At 67.8% G+C, this 21,805-nt stretch carries 21 protein-coding genes and 1 pseudogene; 8 read left to right on the top strand and 14 right to left on the bottom strand.

The window, feature by feature from the left end; all coding sequences use genetic code 11:
* Window positions 1-1,370, bottom strand: a 1,370-nt coding sequence (locus tag NC4_RS23495) for a malate synthase G (RefSeq protein ID WP_084529698.1), incomplete at its 3' end; no start/stop codon positions are given.
* Between the two features lie 204 nt (window positions 1,371-1,574).
* On the opposite strand from NC4_RS23495, the gene NC4_RS23490 reads away from it, so the two are divergent.
* The 5 genes from NC4_RS23490 to NC4_RS23470 all read left to right on the top strand — a co-directional run bounded on the left by NC4_RS23490 (window position 1,575) and on the right by NC4_RS23470 (window position 5,388).
* A complete protein-coding gene (locus NC4_RS23490; RefSeq protein ID WP_067541980.1) occupies window positions 1,575-2,321 on the top strand; it encodes an SDR family NAD(P)-dependent oxidoreductase in 747 nt (248 codons plus the stop codon).
* Window positions 2,318-2,950, top strand: a complete 633-nt coding sequence (locus tag NC4_RS23485; protein WP_067541977.1) for a TetR/AcrR family transcriptional regulator — start codon at window positions 2,318-2,320, stop codon at window positions 2,948-2,950. Before NC4_RS23490 ends, NC4_RS23485 begins: the two co-directional genes overlap by 4 nt.
* A 10-nt stretch (window positions 2,951-2,960) precedes the next feature.
* The gene (locus NC4_RS23480) at window positions 2,961-4,250 is read left to right on the top strand and encodes an acyl-CoA dehydrogenase family protein (protein WP_067541974.1); all 1,290 of its coding nucleotides are present in this window, start codon (window positions 2,961-2,963) and stop codon (window positions 4,248-4,250) included.
* A 97-nt stretch (window positions 4,251-4,347) separates the two neighbouring features.
* Window positions 4,348-4,887, top strand: a complete 540-nt coding sequence (locus NC4_RS23475; protein ID WP_067541971.1) for a DM13 domain-containing protein — start codon at window positions 4,348-4,350, stop codon at window positions 4,885-4,887.
* 15 nt (window positions 4,888-4,902) lie between these two features.
* A complete protein-coding gene (locus tag NC4_RS23470) occupies window positions 4,903-5,388 on the top strand; it encodes a GNAT family N-acetyltransferase (protein ID WP_067541968.1) in 486 nt (161 codons plus the stop codon).
* A 4-nt stretch (window positions 5,389-5,392) separates the two neighbouring features.
* Here NC4_RS23470 and NC4_RS23465 read toward each other — a convergent pair whose 3' ends face one another.
* Window positions 5,393-6,424, bottom strand: coding sequence for a GlxA family transcriptional regulator (locus NC4_RS23465; RefSeq protein WP_084529697.1), 1,032 nt, complete (start codon window positions 6,422-6,424; stop codon window positions 5,393-5,395).
* A 173-nt stretch (window positions 6,425-6,597) separates the two neighbouring features.
* Between NC4_RS23465 and NC4_RS23460 the strand changes: the two genes are divergently transcribed.
* Window positions 6,598-7,233 (top strand): HD domain-containing protein, encoded by a 636-nt coding sequence (locus NC4_RS23460; protein ID WP_067541964.1) that lies wholly within the window; start codon window positions 6,598-6,600, stop codon window positions 7,231-7,233.
* A gap of 6 nt (window positions 7,234-7,239) precedes the next feature.
* On the opposite strand, the gene NC4_RS23455 is transcribed toward NC4_RS23460, so the two are convergent.
* Window positions 7,240-7,689, bottom strand: a complete 450-nt coding sequence (locus NC4_RS23455; RefSeq protein ID WP_084529696.1) for a MarR family winged helix-turn-helix transcriptional regulator — start codon at window positions 7,687-7,689, stop codon at window positions 7,240-7,242.
* Between the two features lie 93 nt (window positions 7,690-7,782).
* Here NC4_RS23455 and NC4_RS23450 point away from each other — a divergent pair, with 93 nt between their 5' ends.
* Window positions 7,783-8,577, top strand: a complete 795-nt coding sequence (locus NC4_RS23450) for a hypothetical protein (RefSeq protein ID WP_067541958.1) — start codon at window positions 7,783-7,785, stop codon at window positions 8,575-8,577.
* A gap of 81 nt (window positions 8,578-8,658) precedes the next feature.
* On the opposite strand, the gene NC4_RS23445 is transcribed toward NC4_RS23450, so the two are convergent.
* From NC4_RS23445 to NC4_RS23430, 4 genes and pseudogenes are all read right to left on the bottom strand, one after another.
* On the bottom strand, window positions 8,659-9,381 hold the full coding sequence (locus NC4_RS23445; RefSeq protein WP_067541955.1) for a PaaI family thioesterase: 723 nt from the start codon (window positions 9,379-9,381) through the stop codon (window positions 8,659-8,661).
* 93 nt (window positions 9,382-9,474) lie between these two features.
* The gene (locus NC4_RS23440) at window positions 9,475-10,230 is read right to left on the bottom strand and encodes a GNAT family N-acetyltransferase (protein WP_067541952.1); all 756 of its coding nucleotides are present in this window, start codon (window positions 10,228-10,230) and stop codon (window positions 9,475-9,477) included.
* A 195-nt stretch (window positions 10,231-10,425) separates the two neighbouring features.
* Entirely contained in the window at window positions 10,426-11,052 is a 627-nt protein-coding gene (locus NC4_RS23435) for a DUF305 domain-containing protein (protein WP_067541950.1), read from the bottom strand.
* Window positions 11,049-12,567: pseudogene (locus NC4_RS23430) on the bottom strand (LVIVD repeat-containing protein). The gene NC4_RS23435 and the pseudogene NC4_RS23430 overlap by 4 nt, the downstream one beginning before the upstream one ends.
* A 324-nt stretch (window positions 12,568-12,891) precedes the next feature.
* Here NC4_RS23430 and NC4_RS23425 point away from each other — a divergent pair.
* Window positions 12,892-13,500, top strand: a complete 609-nt coding sequence (locus tag NC4_RS23425) for a TenA family protein (protein ID WP_067541947.1) — start codon at window positions 12,892-12,894, stop codon at window positions 13,498-13,500.
* A 1-nt stretch (window position 13,501) separates the two neighbouring features.
* Here NC4_RS23425 and NC4_RS23420 read toward each other — a convergent pair whose 3' ends face one another.
* The 7 genes from NC4_RS23420 to NC4_RS23390 all read right to left on the bottom strand — a co-directional run bounded on the left by NC4_RS23420 (window position 13,502) and on the right by NC4_RS23390 (window position 21,801).
* On the bottom strand, window positions 13,502-13,750 hold the full coding sequence (locus NC4_RS23420) for a hypothetical protein (protein WP_067541944.1): 249 nt from the start codon (window positions 13,748-13,750) through the stop codon (window positions 13,502-13,504).
* Between the two features lie 52 nt (window positions 13,751-13,802).
* Complete coding sequence (locus tag NC4_RS23415) at window positions 13,803-14,705, bottom strand: 3-methyladenine DNA glycosylase (RefSeq protein WP_067541942.1); 903 nt, start codon at window positions 14,703-14,705, stop codon at window positions 13,803-13,805.
* A complete protein-coding gene (locus NC4_RS23410) occupies window positions 14,702-15,766 on the bottom strand; it encodes a hemolysin family protein (protein ID WP_067541940.1) in 1,065 nt (354 codons plus the stop codon). The genes NC4_RS23415 and NC4_RS23410 overlap by 4 nt, the downstream gene beginning before the upstream one ends.
* Window positions 15,759-17,141, bottom strand: a complete 1,383-nt coding sequence (locus NC4_RS23405) for a hemolysin family protein (RefSeq protein WP_067541999.1) — start codon at window positions 17,139-17,141, stop codon at window positions 15,759-15,761. The genes NC4_RS23410 and NC4_RS23405 overlap by 8 nt, the downstream gene beginning before the upstream one ends.
* Before the next feature lie 330 nt (window positions 17,142-17,471).
* Window positions 17,472-18,905 carry a GuaB1 family IMP dehydrogenase-related protein gene (locus NC4_RS23400; protein ID WP_067541938.1) on the bottom strand — a complete coding sequence of 478 codons (1,434 nt, stop codon included), beginning with the start codon at window positions 18,903-18,905 and terminating at the stop codon, window positions 17,472-17,474.
* Between the two features lie 585 nt (window positions 18,906-19,490).
* Window positions 19,491-20,864: a DEAD/DEAH box helicase gene (locus NC4_RS23395; protein ID WP_067541935.1), complete on the bottom strand. Its 1,374-nt coding sequence runs from the start codon at window positions 20,862-20,864 to the stop codon at window positions 19,491-19,493.
* Complete coding sequence (locus NC4_RS23390) at window positions 20,857-21,801, bottom strand: M56 family metallopeptidase (RefSeq protein WP_067541933.1); 945 nt, start codon at window positions 21,799-21,801, stop codon at window positions 20,857-20,859. The genes NC4_RS23395 and NC4_RS23390 overlap by 8 nt, the downstream gene beginning before the upstream one ends.
* Window positions 21,802-21,805 lie beyond the last annotated feature (4 nt).

The following is a 21,805-nucleotide window of genomic DNA, read 5'->3' as shown; positions in this document are numbered from 1 at the left end:
CCGGTGTTGATGAACACGACCCGGTCCTTGGCGGCGTGGATGGACGCCTTCAGATTGACCGTGGTGCGGCGCTCCTCGTCCATGATGCCGACCTTGAGCGTGTTGGCGGGCAGGCCCACCACGCCCTCGACGCGGCCGAACAGCTCATTGGTGAAGGCGACCTCGTCCGGGCCGTGCATCTTCGGCTTCACGATGTAGATGGAGCCGGTGCGGGTGTTCTTCAGCTTGGTGTCGCCATTGAGGGCGTGCTTGGCGGCCAGCACGGTGATGAGGCCGTCCATGATGCCCTCGGGGACTTCATTGCCTTCGGCGTCGATGGTCGCGTCGGAGGTCATGAGGTGACCCACGTTTCGCACGAACAGCAGCGAACGACCGTGCAGCACAAGCTCACTGCCGTCCAGCGCGGTGTACACGCGATCGGCGTTCATGGTGCGGGTGAAGGACTTGCCGCCCTTCGAAACCTGCTCGGCCAGTTCGCCCTTCATCAGGCCCAGCCAGTTGTGGTAGCAGAGGACCTTGTCCTCGGCGTCCACCGCGGCGACCGAATCCTCGAAGTCCATGATGGTGGTGACCGCGGACTCCAGCACGACGTCCTTGACGCCCGCGGTGTCGGTCGAACCGATCGGCGACGACGGGTCGATCTGGATCTCGATGTGCAGCCCGTTGTGCTTCAACAGCACCGAGGTCGGGTCGGCCGGATCACCCAGGTAGCCGACGAGCGCGTCATTGTCGGCCAGACCGATATCGGTGCCGTCCTCGAGGCCGACCACGAGCTCGCCGTCCTCGATGGAGTACTTGGTGGAACCGATGTGCGAGCCGGTGATCAGCGGCACGGCGTCATCTAGGAAGTTGCGGGCCCATTCGATGACCTTGTCACCGCGGACCTTGTTGTAACCCGAGCCCTTCTCCGCGCCATTGGCCTCGGAGATGGCATCGGTGCCGTACAGCGCGTCGTACAGCGAACCCCAGCGGGCATTCGCCGCATTGATGGCGAAGCGGGCGTTCATGACCGGAACGACCAGCTGCGGCCCGGCCTGGGTGGCGATTTCGGCGTCCACGTTCTCGGTCCCGATCTGGAAATCGGCCGGTTCGGGACGCAAATAGCCGATCTCGGTGAGGAACTGCTTGTAGGCAGCCTTGTCGTAGCCCGTGCCGGGGTTGGCGCGGTGCCACTCGTCGATCTTGGCTTGGATGTCGTCGCGTTCTGCGAGCAGTGCTCGATTGCGAGGGGCGAGGTCGTTGATGACGGCCTCGGCACCCGACCAGAACGCGGCGGAGTCTACGTCGGTGCCGGGAAGAGCCTCGTTCTCCACGAACTCGTGAAGAACGCGCGCGACCTGGAGCCCGCCGACCTGAATCCGCTCTGTCATCTACTGCCTCGTTTCGAGATAGCCGGGTGGAAAAAAGTACGCCCGTCATGTTACTCGCGGGTTGGGAAGCGAAGTTCGCGGCACCGCTGTTCGGGGCTGTTCCGAGACCTGCCGGGGGCGCGCCGAGGTCTTGATTGTATCGTTCGGTACATTTAATGTACTGGATGGAACATTTCGGGTAGTCGACGTGCGAAGGTGCCGCCCATGGGAAAGTCGTTGTCCGGCAAGGTTGTTCTGGTCACCGGCGGCAGCCGGGGGCTGGGGTGCGAAATGGTGCTGGCCTTCGCCGAGGCGGGCGCGGACGTGGTGATCGCCAGCCGCAAGTTCGAGGCGTGCGAGGCGCTGGCGGCCGAGGTGCGGTCGAAGTACGGTCGGCGGGCGCTGCCCATGGCCTGCAATGTGGGCGACTGGGCGCAGTGCGAGGCCCTGGCGCAGGGCGCCCTGTGGGAAATGGATCGGATCGATGTGCTGGTCAACAATGCGGGCATGTCGCTGCTGCACCCGAGCCTGGATCAGGTCACCGAGGCCATGTTCGACAAGATCATCGCCACCAACCTCAAGGGCGCGTTCCGGCTGTCGGCGCTCATCGGGGCGCGCATGGCGGCGGCGGGCGGGGGATCCATCATCAATATCTCCTCCACCGAGGCGGTGCACCCGGAACCGCTCGCCGTGCCCTATGCCGCGGCCAAGGCCGGACTGGAAGCGCTGACCCTCGGTCTTGTGCGGACCTACGCACCGGCGGTGCGGGTCAACACCATTCGCTGCGGACCCTTCGACACCGATATCGCCAAGGCCTGGCCGGAGGGGGCGCGCGAGTTCCTGGCGGGGAAGACCATGGCCGGGCGGATCGGGGCGCCCACGGATATCGTCGGCGCCGCTTTGTTCTTCGCCTCCGACGGTTCCGCGTTCTGTACCGGATCCACCCTCGCGGTCGACGGCGGATTCCAATGACGGTCGAACCGGCGCGCCGTCGCGGCCGCCCGCCCGCCTCCGAGACGAGTCCGGGGGAGACCCGGGAGCGGATCATGCGCGCAGCCATGGAATTGTTCGCGGAGAAGGGATTCCACGCCACCAGTGTTGCCGAGATCGGCGATCGGGCCGGGATTCAGCGCGGGGCGCTGTACTACCACATCGGATCCAAGGAGGAACTGCTCTTCCGGATCCGGCGCGGCTACACCCAGATCATGCGCGATGCCGCCGCCGCGGTGGCCGACGGCGCGGACGAGCCGATCACCAAGTTGCGCACCATGATTCGCGATCACGTCCGGCTGATCATCGAGCATCAGTACGAGGTGACCATCGCGTTGCGTGATGCCGGGGCGCTCACCGGCGAACGCGAGGCGGACCTGCAGGAGCTGCGCGAGGCCATTCAATCCTGCTGGCAGCGGGTCTTCGACGAGGGCCATCGCGCCGGACTGCTCGGCACCAATGACCATGTCGTCACCAATAGCGTGGTGGCCATGCTGAACATGGTCAGCCGCTGGTATCGCCCCGACGGCGAACGCACCCCCGGCGAGATCGCCGACATTCTCACTACCACCATCCTCGACGGTGTCGCGGCACCGGCCGGAAACCGATGAAAGGCTGACCATGGCTTGGGATTTCGAAACCGATCCGGAATACCAGAAGAAACTGGATTGGGTCGCGGAGTTCGTGAAGACCGAGGTCGAACCCCTCGATCTGCTCTACCCGGAACCCTACGACCGGCAGAACCCGGAGATCCGGGCGCTCATGAAACCCTTGCAGGAGAAGGTGAAAGAGCAGGGCCTGTGGGCCTGCCACCTCGGCCCCGAACTCGGCGGCCCGGGCTTTGGGCAGCTGAAGCTGGCACTGCTCAATGAAGTGATCGGAACCTCGAAGTGGGCTCCGCTCGTCTTCGGTTGTCAGGCACCGGATTCCGGCAATGCCGAGATCCTCGCCCACTTCGGCACGCCGGAGCAGAAGGCGAAATACCTGCAGCCCTTGCTCGATGGCGAGATCGGCTCCTGCTATGTCATGACCGAACCCACCGGCGGCTCCGACCCGACCGCGTTCAAGACGCGCGCCGTGCGCGACGGTGACGAGTGGGTCATCAACGGCGAGAAGTGGTTCAACTCCGCCGCCGAATTCGCCGCCTTCCACATCGTCATGGTCGTCACCGATCCGGAGGCCGACCCGCATCAGCGCCTGTCCATGTTCATCGTCCCCGCCGACACCCCCGGCCTGGAGATCGTGCGGAACTTCACCGTCCCCGGCTTCAGCGAGAACGAGGGCCACCTGCGCTTCACCGATGTGCGCGTTCCCGCCGACGCCCTGCTCGGCGCGGAGGGCCTCGGCTTCATCGTGGCCCAGACCCGCCTCGGCGGCGGCCGCGTGCACCACGCCATGCGCACGGTCGCCATGGTGCGCAAGGCCTTCGACATGATGTGCGAGCGCGCGGTGTCGCGCCCCATGCGCAAGGGCGTGCTCGGCGGCCTCCAGATGACCCAGGAGAAGATCGCCGAGAGCTGGATCGAAATGGAGCAGTTCCGCCTGCTCGTCCTGCGCACCGCTTGGCGCATCGACAAGGAACAGGACTACCGCAAGGTCCGCCACGACATCGCCGCCATCAAGGTCGCCATGCCCAAGGTCATGCACGATATCGCCCAGCGCGCCATGCACCTGCACGGCGCCATCGGCGTCAGCACCGACCTCCCCTTCGTCGACATGATGAACTACGCCCAGGTCATGGCCATTGCCGACGGCCCCACCGAGGTCCACAAGATCACCCTCGCCAAGGAGGTCCTCAAGACCTACGCCCCCGGCGACCCGGTCTACCCCAGCGGCTTCCGCCCCGCGCTGCGCGAGCAGGCTCGCCAACTGGTGGCGCAACGCCTGGAACACACCGTGGGGAATCTCTGACGAATCCCTGACGAGAGGCGATTCTGTCTGTCCGAACGGTCCCCGGAAGCGTTGAATCGACCTGACAGGTCGAGACAATCACTTCGGAGGCAAGACCATGGTTTCGGTGGGCAGGATCGCACGCTCTCGCATCACGTGGGTGGTGGCAGGCGTAGCCGTCATCGCCCTGGCAGTGGGCCTTTACTTGTTCGAACCGTGGCGCCTGTTCACCAGCACCACGGTCGAGGAGGCCGCCCCCACCATCAGCGCCCCCGTGACCCCCGGCGCGGCCCCCGCCCCTGAAACCCGCACCCTCTACACGGGCGCCTTCATCTCCCACGAACACGACACCTCCGGCACAGTAGCCGTCCTCCAACTCGGCGACGGCACCCGAGTCCTGCGCCTGGAGAACCTCGCCACCAGCGACGGCCCCGCCCTGTTCGTCTGGCTCACCGACGCCCCCGTCATCCCCGGCACCGACGGCTGGCGAGTCTTCGACGACGGCGCCTACCTGAACCTCGGCGAGCTCAAGGGCAACAAGGGCAACCAGAACTACGAAATCCCCGCCGACGCCGACCTGTCCACCCTGACCAGCGTCTCCATCTGGTGCGACCGCTTCAACGTCTCCTTCGGCGCCGCCGAACTGAAGGCCGCATGAGTTACATTCTGTCCCATGCAGATTCGTGAGTTCGCCGCAGCGGACTGGCCTCGCGTCTGGCCCATCATCCGCGAGATCGTCCGCGCCGCGGACACATTCGTCCACGACCCGGCCATGACCGAGGACCAGGCGCGCGACATCTGGGTGGTGGGCCCGCCCGGGGTCACAGTGGTCGCCGTCGACGGCGACCGCCTCCTGGGCACCGCCAATTCCGACGCGAACCGCCCCGGTCCGGGATCCCATATCGCCAGCGCCAGCTTCATGGTGGCCACCGACGCCCGCGGCCGCGGCGTCGGCACAGCCCTGTGCGGGCATGTTCTCGCGTGGGCGAAGGCCCGCGGCTTCGCCGGTATGCAATTCAACTCGGTCGCCGAATCGAACCACCGCGCCGTCGACCTCTACAAACGTGCCGGTTTCGACATCATCGGCACCGTCCCCGGCGCCTTCCACCACCCGACCCAGGGCCGCGTCGGCCTCCACATCATGTTCCGCGACCTGTGAAACATCATCGACCGGGAACAAGGGTGGTGCGGAAGCGGGCACGGTAGGCGGAGGGGGTTACGCCCAGGTGGCGGAGGAAGGCTCGGCGGAGGGATTCGTCGCTGCCGAGGCTGGAGCGGCGGGCCGCTTGGGTGACGGGTTCGCCCGAGTCCAGGAGGGACTGGGCCGCTTCCAGGCGGACCGATTCCACGAAGGCGGCGGTGGTGGTGCCCAGGTGTTCGCGGAACAGGCGGGTGAGGTGGCGGACGCTCAGGGCGGAGCGGGAGGCCAGGGCGGACAGGGAGTGATCGGCCGCCGGGTCGGCGACGATCTCGTCGAGGAGGGTGCGCAGGGGGTCGTGCGGGGGTCGCGGAATGCGGGAAGCCGCCGAGAACTGCGATTGCCCGCCCGGTCGTTGCAGGAATACGACCAGGTCGCGGGCTACCTCGCGGGCCAGTTCGACACCGGCGTCGGCCTCCACCAGTGCCAGGGTGAGATCGATTCCGGCGCTGACACCCGCCGAGGTGAGGACGGGGCCGTCCTGCACGTAGATCGAATCCGGCTCGACGGTGATCCGAGGATAGGCGCGGGCGAGGGTGGTGGTGTGCCGCCAGTGCGTGGTCGCCCGGCGCTCGTCGAGCAGACCGGCCGCGGCCAGAGCGAACGCACCGATGCACACCGAAGCGATGCGCGGCGTGCGATCCGCGAGTTCGGCAATGGCGGTGAGCAATTCGGCCGGTGCGGGCGCGGACGGCAGCAGCGGTGATCCCGGCACGATGACCGTATGCGCATCGCCGATATCGGCGAAACACCCGGTCGCGCCCAGCGTCGCCCCCGCCGACGTCGCCACCTCCCGGCCACTCGGCGAGCACACCGCGACCTCATACTCCGCGCCCAATGCGATTGCCGTACTGAGCACTTCGAGCGGAGCCGCCACATCGAGCAGCCGAACCCCGTCATACGCCAGAACGGCGACCTTCCGATGAGCCACCCCGCCGAGGGGAGTGCCGAATCCGTGGTGCCAGTGCAGGCGAGCCTGGCCGTGGCTCGGTCCCATGCGCTGCCGAGTACGTCGAGTGGAGCCGCCACAGTGGGCATCCGAGCCCGTCGTTCGCCGGAACGGCGATCCTTTCCGAGGGGCTGCCTCACCGAAAAGCTATGGCCAAATCTGTGGGGTAGTGGTCCATATGGACATGGCCGTGGGCTCGTCCCGGCGGCGATGCTCGAACCATGACACGCATTGCCGATATCGACATCCCCGACACCCGCCTGACTCGCGAGGCCACCGAGCTGGTGCGCGAGGTTGCCAGTCCCTTGGTGTTCGACCACTCCCGCCGCGTCTTTCTCTTCGGCGCGCTCCAGGGCCGCCGTCGGGGTCTGGAGTTCGATCCCGAGCTGCTCTACGTCGGCGCCATGTTCCACGACCTCGGGCTGACCGAGAAGTTCCGTACCGACGATCAGCGCTTCGAAATCGACGGCGCCGACGAGGCTCGCAGATTCTTGCTGGCGCATGGTATTTCCGAGACCGCCGCCGACACCGTGTGGACCGCCATCGCCCTGCACACCACGCCGGAAATTCCCACCCGCATGGCCCCTGAGATCGCTCTGGTCACCGCGGGCGTCGAATACGACGTCTTGGGAATCGGATTCGACGACCTGTCGGCCGAGGTCCGGGCGGCGGTTGTCGCCGCCCACCCGCGCCCCGACTTCAAGCGCAGCATCCTCGCGGCGTTCACCGATGGCATCGCGCACCGTCCCGCCACCACCTTCGGCAATGTGAAAGCCGATGTGCTGGAACGATTCTCACCCGGCTATGTGCGACCGAACTTCGTCGATGTCATCGAGAGCTCCGCCTGTCCCGAGTGAATCCGCTCATTCGTCCAGTGCGGCATCGAATCCTGCCTCGACACGGTTCAGGAAATCGCCGATGACGGTGAGTTCCTGAACCGTGTAGCCGTCGAGGGCTCGCCGCCAGCCACCCACGAGCGGCCCGAAGATCGGGGCGATATCGCCGCGCGCCCGATCGAGGACGATGTGTACCAGCACCCGGCGACGATCGTGTTCGTCGCGGACCCGCGTCACGAATCCGGCCTTCTCCAGTCGATCGATGAGCGCGGTCATGGACGCGGTGGTCATACCGATGAGCTTCGCCAGCTCGCTCGATGTGCGCGGACCGTACTGCAATAGCTGTAAGCACTGCATATCGGTCGCATTGATCCCCAGCCGCGCGGCCGCGGTCTGGTTCATGCGCATGCCGCGTTCGACGGTGCGGCCGATCCCGGCCAGCACGGCGTCGACCAAAGCGCCCTTCTCCGTTGACATTCCACAAACCTCTCGGCATCCTAATTACTAGGTTTTCTATCTATCTAGCGAACCTTGCTTCTAGATTATCTAGTCGAAGGATGGCGATCGGCCATGTTCCGAACACTCCTGCCACTTCTCCTCCTCACCACCATTGCCGCGACCCCCTTCGCGCCGACCGCCGCGGCCAGCCCGGCGGCGGCCTACGAGGGCCGCTGGAACTACGACTATCCGGACGGCGCGACGAAGATCAATATGGCCGCCCTGAGCCTCGCCGAGGGCGCGGAAGGCCCGCAGATCGGCGATATCGTCTTCACCGCAACCGATTCCGAGCACGTCACCGGCCGCACGGACGTCGGCTGCACCTGGCAGTTCCGGGTCACCGGCGCCGCCCTCGCCCTCGACCCACCCGGCCAGACCTGCCACAACCCCGTCCTCGGCGCCTTCTACACCATGCGCGAATGGACGGTGCGCGTCGACGGCGACCGCGAAACCGAATCCCTCACCGCCACCAGCCATCACGCAGACCGCGACTACGAGTTCACCTTGGCGCACGGCGCCCGCACCCGCGTCCCGGAATTCGATCCGCCCGCGGCAGCCCGCTTCGAAGGCGCCTGGCAGTACGGCTCCCCGCCCCCGAAGGCCGGAACGACGGTGCGCCTCACCACGAACTACGCCAACCGCCTCACCGCCGTCACCGACGACGGCTGCCACTGGACCCTGCTGGCCCGCGGCAACACCGCCAAACTCGACCCACCCGCCCAAACCTGCACACAGGGCGATTCGACTGTGACCCTGCGTTTCTGGACAATCGCCCCCCAGGGCGACCACCAGTTGTCCCTCCAGACCGGCACCGACCCGTCCGGCGATTTCGTCCTCACCGGCGACCTCACTCGCCGCACGGAGTGAAACGTCGACGACCGGGAACTGGTGGCGCGACCCTCTCGGCCGATGCCGCCACCAGTTCCCGGTGATCATACGTCCAGCTTGTTATGCGGGCTTGGGCTCGATCCAGAGGGCCTCCGCGAGCGCGCAGAGTTCGCCGTCGGCGGTGGAAAGGGCCACGCCGACGGTGTGTTTGCGGCCGTCATGGTGGATCGCCCAGGCGTGGGAGATGTGCTCGGCTCCGGCGAGCACGGGGCGGAGTTGGGTGGCGGTCAGGGCGGCGGTGAAGGCGCCCTGGCCCATATCGGATTGGACCCAGGCGGCAATGCCGCCGGGGCAGTCGAGGGCGGCCCACACCACCTCGGGCGGGAGTTCGCCCGAAGCGTCGGCGAGGTTCGGATCGGGGGTCCAGGCGGCGGCGATGAGGTCGTGCTCCGGCGTCGACCAGGGGAACAGTCGCAGGCCCCGGCCCGGCGGGCAGGCGACGCCGCGGCCGTAGCAGTCGGTGATCTGGCGCTTGGGCGAGGTGAGCGCGGTTTCGGTGGCCGACTTCGCCACCTCCCACGACGGGGCCGGTGGCGGATCGAGGGTGAGCGCGGACGGTGCCGCCTCGATCAGAACGGTTCCGTCGAGAGACGTCAGCGCGGCATGGTCACCCGCGGTCGCGAGCCGCACAGGCTTCCCGACATTCACCACGCGCCGGAAATCCACTCGCACGGTCTCGGCCGAGGCGTGCGCGGCGAGTAGTCCGGCCACGTAACCGCCGAAAGCGATATCCGGATATCCGTGAATGTGCTCCGGAATGATGAGCTGCTGCGCCTCGATCATGCGGTGGCCACCCTCTCCCGGCCGGTCGGCCGACGAACAAGAGTGACGATACCGAGGGGCCCGCAGCGGCTGCGACCGGGTTTCGAGGGCCGCTCAGCACATCTCGCGGATGGTGAAGTCGGTGACGGGCCGGAATCCCAAGCGCTGGTAGAGCGCATTGCTGGTCGGGTTGGCCAGGTCGGCGAAGAGCACGACCTCCTGCGCGCCCAGCTCGCGGGCGCGATGCACTACGGCCGTGGTCGCGCCCCCGGCGTAACCGCATCCGCGCCGCTCCGGCGGGGTGTAGACCGGGGCGATGCGGGAGACGCCGTGGCACGGCAGCAGGCAGCAGGCCACCGCGGCCGGGCCGCCGGTCTCGCCCTGGAATGCGGTGAACCACTCGGCAATCAGATCGCGATCGGCGAGCTCGGCCGTACGGGCCGCACCGGGTGGCGGGACAGGCGCGGTGAGCTCGCCCAGTCGATACAGCCGCATCATGGTCCCGGCCTTGGTGTTTCGTCGATGCGCGGCGGTCCACGCATCCGTGAACAGGTGTGCGGTCGCGGCCTCGGTGTTCACGGCGGAAATCCGATGGTCGCGCTCGGTCAGGATGCGGACCAGCTCGGCGGCCGCCCGCTCGTCCACACCGTAGAGCCCGGCGGGCCAGGGCGGGGTGTGCATGAACGCCGCTGTGACAGTGCGGGTCTCATCGGCCCACCAGCCGAACAGCGTTGAGTCGAAGGTCGCGCGGCCCGCCGCGAGATTGCCGACGACCGACAGCGGGATGGTGTGGCGGATCGGGTCCGCCGCCAGATACGCGCCCGCGGCGCGATCGAATGCGGCCGGGTCCTCGCTCAGCGTCCAGGACATGGTTCCTCCCCAGGGTCATCGAACCATCGCCCGCCTGGCCGAGCGCCCGGCCGAGAGCGCCCTCCGCGACGATGCCCATCGCCAGGCTGCGACAAGGGCTGCGCACCTCGTTCCGCGAGCAGCACGGTGATCGAGCCCCGCCCGCCTGGAAGAGCGCACAGCCGAAGCGCTTCCGCGACGATGTCGCCTGCCAGGCTACGACAAGGGCTGGGCGCCTCGTTCGGCGCGCAGCAGGGTCATGAGCCCGGCCTCTTGGGACTGGCCGGTGATCATGGAGCGGGCGGTCTCCTTGACCGGTCCGGCGGCGATGAGCTCGTCGGCGGCCTTGGCCATGGTGACGCCGCCCGCGTGGTGGCGCAGCATGAGCTGGAGGAACAGGGTTTCGGCGGCCGCGCCGCGGGCGGCGGAGAGCGCGTCGAGTTCGGTCATCGTGGCCATGCCGGGCATGAGGGCCGAATCATCGTGGGCCGCATGCTCGGACCCGTGCATCCAGGCCATCGGGCTCGGATTGGTGGGGGAGGCGTTGGCCAGGCGCAGCCAGCCGCTGAGCGTCCCGATCTCACTGAGCTGGGTATCGGCGATCTGGGTGGCGAGGCGGCGAATACCCGCGTCCGCGCCCGGATCCAGGCGCTGCGCCATGAACAGCGCCTGCTGATGGTGCAGCGACATGTCCTGGATGAAACCGATCTCGGTGGGGCTCAGCACCGGTGGCGCCGACTTGTTTTCGGGCACCAGCAGCGGGCGCAGCAGGAATCCGGCCACGAACACCGCCAGCGCGACGGCCGCCAGGGCGGCCGCGCGAGTCCAGCGCCCGGCCGTCACGAGCCCACCACGGACCGCTGGTCGGCGGGCGGGGTGTACACCTCGTCGGACAGCTGCAGGACCATGAAACCGTTGTCGTTGCAGGTGGTCCACAGCTGATTGCCGCGCCATTCCGGCGGCGAGAAGCACCAGTCGGTGGACAGATCGCCGAATGCGATCATGCAGGTGCGGGCCGAAAGGGCTTGGGCGGGATCGAACTTGCCTTCCAGGATGGCGCGCGCGACCGAGGTGAACTGCATACCGGGCACGCCGATGATCGAGGCCAGGGCGTGCGGGGAATTCCAGAGTTCGAGATTGCGGCCGGTGCGCGCGGGCGGGTTGAAATAGGCGAGCTCGCGAATGGCGGCGGGATCCCGGACATCGAACACGCGGATACCGGATTCCTGCCAGGCGCACGCCAGGGCGGTCGGATTGTCGGGCCGGTCCGCCGCGCAGTAGTGGGCGTCGTAGGAGAAGATCGAACCGCCCATGGCCGAGGCCAGGGCCGCGTCCTGGTTCTCCAGCAGATTGATCTCCAGCTTGATCTTGGCCACCACGCGGGGATTGCCGTCCTCGGAGGCATCGATGAGCTTCACCCCGCCCGCACCGCCCTCGTCCACGGTGAACAGGTACGGTTGCCCGTCATAGGTGACCGGAACGCTGTGCTGGGTCGCGAAGCCGTCGATCCAGAACACCCGGCCCAGGTGCGGCACTTGCGGATTCGGATCCCGGCGCTGCACCGCGCTGATATCCAGGACGGTGAATCCGCCCAGCGCCGACAGATACATGCGATTGCCGTCCGGGCTGATGCCGAACCCGTGCGCCTCGATCCCGGTGAGCCCCTGCCAGATCACGCGCGGATTGGCGGGATCGGTGAGATCGACCGCGCTCACGAAACCCGGGCGCGATACCGGAGGCCCAATAGGTCCGCCCGTCCGGCGAGAACCCGCCCTCATGGGTCGTGATGGGCAGCGGCATGAGCAGATTCGTGCCCGCGCCCGGATTCAGCAGTCGCGGATGCGCGCAATCGGAGATGTCGTACACCGACAGGTAACCCGCGCCCTCGCCGATGGGAACGCCGGTGCCCACCAGCAACTTCCGCTCCGCATTGACCTTGAGCGATTCCCACGTGCCCGCCAGCATGGCCGGTTCCGTGAGCGAGGCCGTCACCACCGGATTCGCCGGATCCGACACATCGAGCACCTGTACGCCCTGCGCGGGCCCGAGCAGATTGCCCGGGAACATGGACCCGGTATAGGAGCAGTGCTCGAAACTGGTCGAGGTGATGCCCGCGCCCCGGCCGACATTGCCGCCGACGAAGGACATATTGCAGCGGTACCCCTGCGTGCTGCGCCCGCTATTGCGATCGGCCGTCGGAACATCGCCCTGCAGACCGCTTTCCGGCAGCGCATCCGGCCCGCACTCCGCCCGCGGCACCGCGGTCCGCCCGACATCGAAGAACTGCTGCACATCCTCGGCGAGTTCGGACTGGAAATCCGCCCCCGCCCCGCCCACCGGCAATACGGCCGCGGTCATGAGCACACTAGCCACGACGATCCCGAGCTTCGACCGTCGCCAATCCGTGAACCGCCACATTGCGGAACCCCCATCAGAGCGAGCTGTTTCGTCCGTGACCGGCAGCACAGCACGGTGCGCAATGTGTCCCCGGTGACGTCTGGGACAGTAACCCAAAAACTGACCGCCCGGTAGGGTCGGCTCGAATCCTGTCCGAATTTGCGCGCGGCGACATTGGACAGTTGATCACCGGGAACTGGTGGCGGCATTCGTCGAGTAGCCCCCGCCACCAGTTCCCGGTCGTCGCCGTTTCGGATTGGGCGGGCTGGCTGGTTGACTCGGGGGATGAGGCTTTCGGCGCATCTGGAGGGTATGGGGCTTCCGCTGGTGGAGCGGCAGTTGGAGCATCCGACCGTGGTGGGGATCGGCAAGGGGGACTTGGCGGAGGCGGTGTTTCGGTCCTGGCTCGAGCAGGACTATCTGTTCCTGCTGGATTATGTGCGGGTGTTCTCGCGGCTCGCTTGGCAGGCGCCCGCAAATCATGTGGGGGATCTGGTGGATCTGGCGCATGCCACCTATCACGAGGAGCTGTCATTGCACCGTGGGTTGGCGGCGGAGTTCGGCGCGGACCTCGAAGGGGCGGTGAAGGGTGAACCGTGCGCGGTGTACACGGCCTTCCTGCTGGATTCGGCGGCCTCCTATGCGGACGGGCTGGCCGCGCTGTATCCGTGCATGTGGGGGTATTCGACGCTCGGGCGGATCCTGGCGGAGAACATGCCGGAGGAACCGAGGTACCGGCGGTGGGTGCAGACCTACGCCGATCCCGGATTCGCGGCCTTGACGCGGCGGTGCGCGGAGATGCTCGACGAGGCCGGTGCCGAAACGAGCCGGGCTGAAACGCTTTTCCTCGAGGGAATGCGGCACGAACTCGCGTTCTGGGATGCGCCCGCCTGAACTATTGCGCGTCGACGGCGAGCATGCCGAAGCGGCTGACCTGCGCGTGATGGTGGCCGTCGGCGCTGGTGATCACCACTTCGGTGGGGTTGGTCAGGGCGATGCAGCAGAAGGTGTCGCCATCCTGCTGGACGCTGATGGAGAGCAGGCGGCGGCCGTGGGCCTCCTGCCACTCGTCCATGCTCTCGAAGAGTCCGCGCATGGACGGGCTTTCGAAGTAGTGCAGGTTGCGCTTGTTGAGATCCGACATGGGACCGGCCTCCGTCCGGGGCGCGGGGCAGTCCCCGGCGCTGCCCCTGAACTCATTGAGTCATAGACCCGGGGTGGGCGTCTACGGCCAGGAGGCGGCGACACGCCTCGGACAGCCGGGCGCGCAGGGTGGCCGCCCGGGCGGCGATATCGGATTGAGTGCGCACGTATTCGGCTCGACCCGAGGGGGTTTCGATGCGAATCGGTTCGTAGCCGTATTCGGCCAGGTCGTAGGGACTGGCCTTCATATCGAGTTCGCGAGCCGCGCACGCCAGTGCGAAACACTCGAAGAGCAAATCCGAGCTGATCAGCGGGGTGAGCTTGAACCCCCACTTGTAGATGTCCATATTCGCGTGCAGGCACCCGGGCTGCTCGCGATGGATCTGATCCTCGCGGGTGAGGGGTTCGATATTGAGCGGCGCCGCCGCGGGCGTGAAGAAGCGGAAGGCGTCGAAGTGGTTGCAGCGCAACTGCATCGACGCGACGACGGCATCGGTGCCCGCGTGGCCCAGACGCAGCGGGACCTGTTGATGGCGCACCTCGTCACTGCGGTACACCATGGCCCATTCGTGCAGCCCGAAGCAGGACAACTGGGTGGGGCGGGCCGCGGTGGCGGACAACAGGTTCGCCACGAATTCGAGGGTGTCGCGGCGCTTGGCCAGGAATGCCGGATCCGCGGTCCAGGCGGGGGTATCGCCCGGAACCCGATGGTAGCCGCGCGATTCGGCGTACTCCCCGGCCCCGGCCAGGGCAACGCCCAAGCCGGGATGCCACTTCTTGAGCTGCGCGGACTTGTGACCGTAATAGGTGAACAGGAAGTCGATCACCGGATGTTTGGACCCGGCCGCCCGCGCCCGCAGGTACGGGCCGACCAGGTCGTCCACCTTGGCGCGATGGGCGGCGGCCCGCTCACGCCATTCGTTCTCCGGCAACAGCTTCGGTGCGTTCACGATCATTCGGCAATGCGGTGGGTGGCGTCGCGGACGGTGCCCACGAACTCCTCCACCAGGTCCTCGAGGGCGACGATGCCGACGGTATTGCCGCGGCTGTCGACCGCGCGGCCGAGGTGGGAGTTGGTGCGGCGCAGGCGGGCCAGGGCCTCGAAGAGGGTGGTCCCCATGCTCACCGTCGGCAGCGGGCGGATATCGGTGCGGGGGATCGGGGTCGCCGGGCCCGCCTTGTCATCGGCCACCAGATCCAGCACATCCTTGACGTGCAGGTACCCGACCAGCGACCCATCGGCCGCGCGCACCGGATAGCGGGAGAATCCCGTTTCGGCGACGGCGGTTTCGATATCGCCGAGCGTGGTGCCGTCGCCGCGCAGCGGGACCGACCGCGTCTTGGCCAGCGGGACCATGACATCGGCGACGATCCGATCGCTGGAACCCAGCGCCTGGGTCAGGCGGCGATGCTCCTCCTCGTCGAGCAGGCCCTCCGAATGCGATTCGCCGAACATCTCGGCCAGCTCCACCGAGGAGACGGTGGCGTCGAGCTCGTCCTTGGGTTCGATTCGCAACATCCGCAGGGTCAGATTCGCCGCCAGGTTGTAGACGGCGATGAGCGGCCGGGCGAGGCGCAGGAACATGAGATGCGCCGGAACCAGCAGCAGCGCGGCGCGTTCCGGTCCGGCCAGCGCGATGTTCTTCGGGATCATCTCGCCGAGCAGGATGTGCAGCACCACCACGATGGCCAAGGCCAGGGCGAAAGAAATCGGGTGCAGCAGTTGATCGGGCACGCCGAGCAGTTCGAACGGCCCCTCCAGCAGATGCGCCACCGCCGGTTCGCCCACCCGGCCCAGCAGGATGGAGCAGATGGTGATGCCCAGCTGCGCGGCGGCCAGCATCATGGACAGGTTCTGCCCGGCCTCGATGACCGTGGTGGCGGAGCGCTTGCCTTGTGCGGCAAGAGCTTCCAGCCGGTCGCGGCGGGCGGAGATGAGCGCGAACTCGGCGGCCACGAAGAACGCGTTGCTGAGCAGCAGCAGGACGGTGAGTGCGACGGCCCAGAGATCACCCATGGTCGTGCTCCCAGTTCGCGATGACCTCGGCGCTCACCGGGCGCAGCAGCACGCGGTCGATGCGGCGGCCGTCCATGCGCTCCACCGTGGCGATCCAGCCGCCGTCGGTGTGCGGTTCGAAGCCATTGTGGTGGCCGTTGCCGGGTTGCGGCAGCAGCACCTCGTCACGGGCCTCGGGAATGCGGCCCAGCCGTGTCAGCACCAGACCGCCCAGGGTTTCGTATTCGCCCTCGGGGGCGTCGTAGCCGGTGGTGCGGGACACCTCGTCGATGCGCAGCAGACCGGAGCAGTCCCAGCCCGCGGGGGTGCGGCGCACATCGAGTTCCTCTTCGTCGTGCTCGTCGCGGACATCGCCGAGGATCTCCTCGATAATGTCCTCCATGGTGACGATGCCCGCGGTGCCGCCGTATTCATCGACCACCAGGGCCACCTGCATACCGTCGGCGCGGACGCGTTCGAGGACCTCGTCGCCGTCCATGCTGGCCGGGACGATGGGCACCGGTTGCGCGATGGAGGACAGCTTCACCGTGCGGCGCGCCAGCACCGGGTGCAGGAAGGTCTGTTTGATGTGCACCACGCCGAGGGGGTTGTCGAGATCGCCGTCGATGACCGGGAACCGAGAGTAGCCGGTGCGGCCCGCGGCCTCGATGAGTTCGGCGAGAGTGTCGTCCTTGTCCAGGGATTCGATCTTCACGCGCGGGGTCATGAGCTCCTCGGCGCTGCGCTCACCGAAGGCCAGCGAGCGATCCACCACCTGCGCGGTGCGCTGATCGAGCGCGCCGTGCAGGGCGGAAGTCCGCACCAGCGAACCCAATTCCTGTGGCGAGCGCGCCGAGCGCAACTCCTCGGCCGGTTCGATGCCCATGCGGCGCACGGCCCAGTTGGCGGAGCCATTGAGGAAATTGATCATCCAGCGGAAGACGGTGGAGAACCAGATCATCGGCCCGGCGGTGGCCCGCGCGGTGGACAGCGGTGCGGCGATGGCGATGTTCTTGGGCACCAGTTCGCCGTAGATCATGGACAGCGAGGTCGTGATGATCAGGGCCAGGGCCAGCGAAATGCCGTGTGCCGCAGAACCGCTCACGCCGAGCGCGGTGAACGCCGGTTCCAGCAGCCGGGCCAGCACCGGTTCGGCGATATAGCCGGTGATCAGCGTGGTGATGGTGATGCCCAATTGCGCGCCGGACAGCTGGAACGAGAGCGTGCGATGCGCCTGGCGCACCTGCCGGGCGCGGCGGTCGCCTTCACGGGCGTGGGCCTCGACGGTGCTGCGTTCCAGGGCTGTGAGCGAGAATTCCGCCGCGACGAAGAGCGCGGTTCCGGCGGTGAGAGCGATGAAGCCGAGCAAACTCAGAACGGTGAACACGACCGACACAGTCAGCACCGCCCGGTCGCATGAAGTGCTGGGAGAACGGGAACGCCGGGTTTGTCACCCGGCTCGGTAGAGGAGCCCTCCTGAGCGGCGCCCTTGGACGCGGGTGACAACTGGTTCCTTTCGAAGGACGGTAGTGGTGCGGAAATCGCTCGATTGTGTCGAGCGGGCCCGGTATCGCACATGGTACCGGGTGAAAACCGAGGGCCGATGGTTGGGCACACGGCCCGGGCATGACCGGCCCGGACACACCGAGCCCGGCGAGTCGGGTGCGACCCGCCGGGCTCGATTGTGCGGTACTACAGATTCGTCACCGGCCGGACGGCGGTGTCATTACCGGCCGGGCGGCAGCGGACGGCCCTCGGCGAAACCGGCCGCCGACTGCACGCCCAGCGTGGCCCGCTCGTGGAATTCCGCCAGCGTGCGCGCACCGGCGTAGGTGCAGGAGCTGCGCACGCCGGAGGTGATGTGGTCGAGGAGATCCTCGACGCCCGGGCGCTCGGGATCCAGGCGCATGCGCGAGCTGGAGATGCCCTCCTCGAACAGCGCCTTGCGGGCGCGGTCGAAGGCGGAATCGGAGGCGGTGCGGGCGGCCACGGCGCGCTTGGACGCCATGCCGAAGGATTCCTTGTAGCGGTTGCCGTCGCGATCGATGCGCATATCGCCGGGTGATTCGTAGGTGCCCGCGAACCAGGAGCCGATCATGACGTTCGAGGCGCCCGCGGCCAATGCGAGGGCCACATCGCGCGGGTGGCGGACGCCGCCGTCGGCCCACACGTGTTTGCCGAATTCCTTGGCGGCGGCGCATTCGGCCACGGCCGAGAACTGCGGGCGGCCCACGCCGGTCATCATGCGGGTGGTGCACATGGCGCCGGGGCCCACACCGACCTTGATGATGTCCGCACCGGCCTCGATGAGATCGCGGGTGCCCGCGGCGGAGACCACATTGCCCGCGGCCAGCGGCACGCCCAGATCGAGGGCGGCCACCGAGCGCAGCGCCTCCAGCATCTTGAGCTGGTGGCCGTGCGCGGTATCCATGACCAGCACGTCGGCGCCCGCGTCGACGAGCGCCTTGGCCTTGGCCGGGACATCGCCGTTGATGCCGACCGCGGCGGCGATGCGCAGCTTGTTCTGCGCGTCCACGGCGGGCTGGTAGATACCGGCGCGAATGGTGCCGGTGCGGGTCATGACGCCCGCGAGGGTGCCGTCGGCATTGACCAGCACGGCCAGATCGCGATGGCGGGCGTGCAGCAGGTCGAACACCTCACGCGGCGAGGTGTCGGCCGGGGCGGACACGAAATCGGTCTCGGCCACGGTGCTCAACCGCGCGAAGCGGTCGACATCCGCGCAGGAGGCCTCGGTGACGACGCCCACCGGCTTACCGTCCTCGACCACGATGACCGCGCCGTGCGCGCGCTTGTGAATGAGCGCCAGCGCATCCGACACCGACTGCTCCGGATCCAGGGTGACCGGGGTGTCGGCGGTGAGCGAGCGGCTCTTCACGAAGGCGATGGTGTCCGCGGCCGCCGGAATCGGCAGATCCTGCGGCAGCACCACGATGCCGCCGCGGCGGGCCACGGTCTCGGCCATGCGGCGCCCGGCCACGGCGGTCATATTGGCGACGACCAGGGGAATGGTGGTGCCGGTCCCGTCGCTGGAGGACAGATCGACATCGAAACGCGAGGTCACATCCGTCCGGCTGGGGACGAGGAAGACATCGTCGTAGGTCAAGTCGTAGGGCGGATTCTGCCCGGGAAGAAACTGCACGGTGGTCGCCGCTCCAAAGGTTGACGTTGGGTTCTCGTGTTCGCCATGCTCCGATAGCAGGTATATGGCACGAACTCACCCGAAGGTCATCCATGTGGGCCGGATTGCCCTTCGCGCGCTACCTGGTGTCACGCATGCAGCGCACCAGTGTAGTCGGCTCTTTCCCCGACCGTGAGAACGCAGTGCCCACGTGTGACCGGCAACCCGACTCGTGATCACATCGGAACCGCCCCGCCGCATGGCCCCGAGCCGCAGCAATGCGGCTAGAGCCGGTCTTCGGCCTCCAGCACCGCTGGCCCGAACACCGCGAATGTGCCGTCGACCACGTTGTGCCGGTGTCCGCCCGGTCCGCGCGCAACCATCGGCCGACCCGCGGAACAACCGACCGCTTCATGGGTAGCCGCGCAGTAGCCGATTGCGGCCAGACCCGAAGATGCCTCTGGCGTGTCGACTGTCATGCCGGTGTGTCGCCGGACCGCCCACGTCAGCGCACGACATGAAGGGCCACCGCAGAGAGTGCGGGGTCAGCGCGAGGAACCGCGGGTCAGCGCGCGGAACCCCGCCGGGGTGCGTGGAACGGCAATGTCAGCGTGCGGATCGGCGGGCCGCGCCTGGTTTGCGCTTTTTGTTGTGCTGGCGGCTGCCGGTGCGCGGGTCGACGCGGGGGCGGAAGGCTGGGCGTGGGGAATCCGGCTCGGCTGCAACGGGAGTGGCGGGGTCGGGGACTGGACGGCCGGAGGGGCGGCGGGCTCCGGTGATCTCAACGAGGCGGCGGTCGCCGGGGCGGACTTCGACGTCGGTGAGGGTGACGCTGGCGCGGCGGGCCATGTCGGCGGCTTCCTCGCGTTCGTCGGGGGTGACCACGGTGACCACGGTGCCGGTCGCGCCCGCGCGGGCGGTGCGGCCGGTCCGGTGGAGGTAGTCCTTGGGATCCTCGGGCGGGTCGACGTGGACGACCAGGGAGATGTCGTCGACGTGGATGCCTCGGGCGGCCACGTCGGTGGCGACAAGGACGGGGGCGGTGCCGTCGGCGAAGGCGGCCAGGGTGCGATTGCGGTGGTTCTGAGACTTGCCGCCGTGCAATGCCGCAGCCGGGATACCGGATTCGCGGAGGCGGCGGGCGAGTTTGTCGGCGGCGTACTGGGTTCGGACGAACAGCAGGGTGCGGCCCGCGCGGGTGGCGATCTCGTTGACGACGGTGCGCTTGTCATTGCGGCGGACGTGCAGTGCGTAATGCTCGATGGCGGGTGCGGATGTTCCGGGAGAATCCCCCTCGTCGCCAATCGAATCAGGGCTTTCCGCAACGGGTTTCTCCGCACCGGGTTGCACAGTCACCGCATGCTGCACAGGGGAGTCGAGGTAGCGCTCGATGAGCGTGTCCACGGTTTCGTCGAGGGTGGCCGAGAACAGCAGCTGTTGGGCGTCTTCCGGGACCCGGTTGAGGACGGCGGTGAGTTGCGGCAGGAAGCCGAGTTCGGACATGTGGTCGGCCTCGTCGACGGTGACGACGAGGACGTCGGAGAGGTCGGCGGCCTTGCGGCCGATGAGGTCGGTGAGGCGGCCGGGGGTGGCGATCAGCAGGTCTACACCGCGGCGTAGGCGGTCTTCCTGGTTCTTGATCGGGAGGCCGCCTACGGCGGTGGTGATGCGCAGACCGAGGGACAGCGCGGGCTCGTCGAGAGCGGATTCGATCTGGATGGCCAGTTCGCGCGTCGGGGCGAGGATCAGCCCGCGTGGTTTGCCTGGTTTAGAGGGTGCGCCGAAGAGGCGGACCAGCAGGGGTAGGCCGAAGGCGAGGGTCTTGCCGGAACCTGTTGCGGCGCGGCCGAGTACGTCGCGACCGGCGAGGATATCGGGGATGACGGCGGCTTGAATGGGGAAGGGCTTGTCGATGCCGTCCCGGCGCAGGGCATGCACCAGCACCGGCGGAAGGCCCAGCTCCGCGAAGGTTTCAGGCACGGGTCACCAGCAGTCGGCTCAGCTCTTGCAGCCAGGGAATGGCGACGGCCAGGGTCGGCACCACGAGAATCGCGGCGGCGGCCAGGTACGCGGCGGCGGCGATCTTCAAGTCACCCAGCGGACCGGCCAGGCGCTGAATGCGGATCAGCGTGGTCGGCCCGCCCACGGCCATGGCGCCCTGCGGGGCAGGGGAATTGGAGCAGGCCACCAGGGCGCGGGCCAGGGGAGTGGGTCCGGTCACCTTGACCGCCGAATCGTCGGCGAGCAGCTCGATGAGCAGCTTCACCGAATCCAGCGCGGATTTGGAGCGCACCACCCGCGGGAACGCCTCGTGCGCGGCGGTGAACGCCTCCAGCACCAGATCGTGGCGGGCGCGCAGATGCGACCGTTCATGGCTGACGATCGCGGTCAACTCCTCATCCGAAAGATTGGTGACGGTGCCCTGGCTGAGCACCACGCGCTGGCGCAGGCCGGGCAGGCAGTAGGCAATGGGTTCGCTGGCGGCCAGCACCCGGATATCGGCGGACTTGCGTTCCACCCCGCTCTGGTCCAGCAGGTCGACCAGCATGCGGTGCCGCGCCCGGCGCCGCCGGGTGTGCACGCCGACGCGGATCACCGAGAAGATGAGCCGCGCGCCGATGAGCAGGGTCAGCGCGAAGACGGTGACATAGGCCAGCCACAGCGGCAGGCCGAGCGCGTCGATCTCCTGGCTCGGGGTGGTGGTGGGCCGCCCGTCGGGTCCGGGCACGAGCAGGCGGCTGGCAATGGCCAGGCCGGAACTGAAGGCCGACAGCACCGCCGCGAGCGCGATGGCCTGCCAGAGCACCAGTGCCGCACGGGGACTGCGATAGGGCCATTGGGCTCGGCTGAGCAGCGCCGGGGCCGGTCCCGCCAGAAACAATGCGAGACCGGCGAATACCGCCGCTGTTACGTCCATTCCT

The organism is Nocardia crassostreae, assembly GCF_001613405.1.
GTDB classification, from domain to species: domain Bacteria; phylum Actinomycetota; class Actinomycetes; order Mycobacteriales; family Mycobacteriaceae; genus Nocardia; species Nocardia crassostreae.
This window is presented reverse-complemented; position numbering and strand designations above follow the sequence as displayed.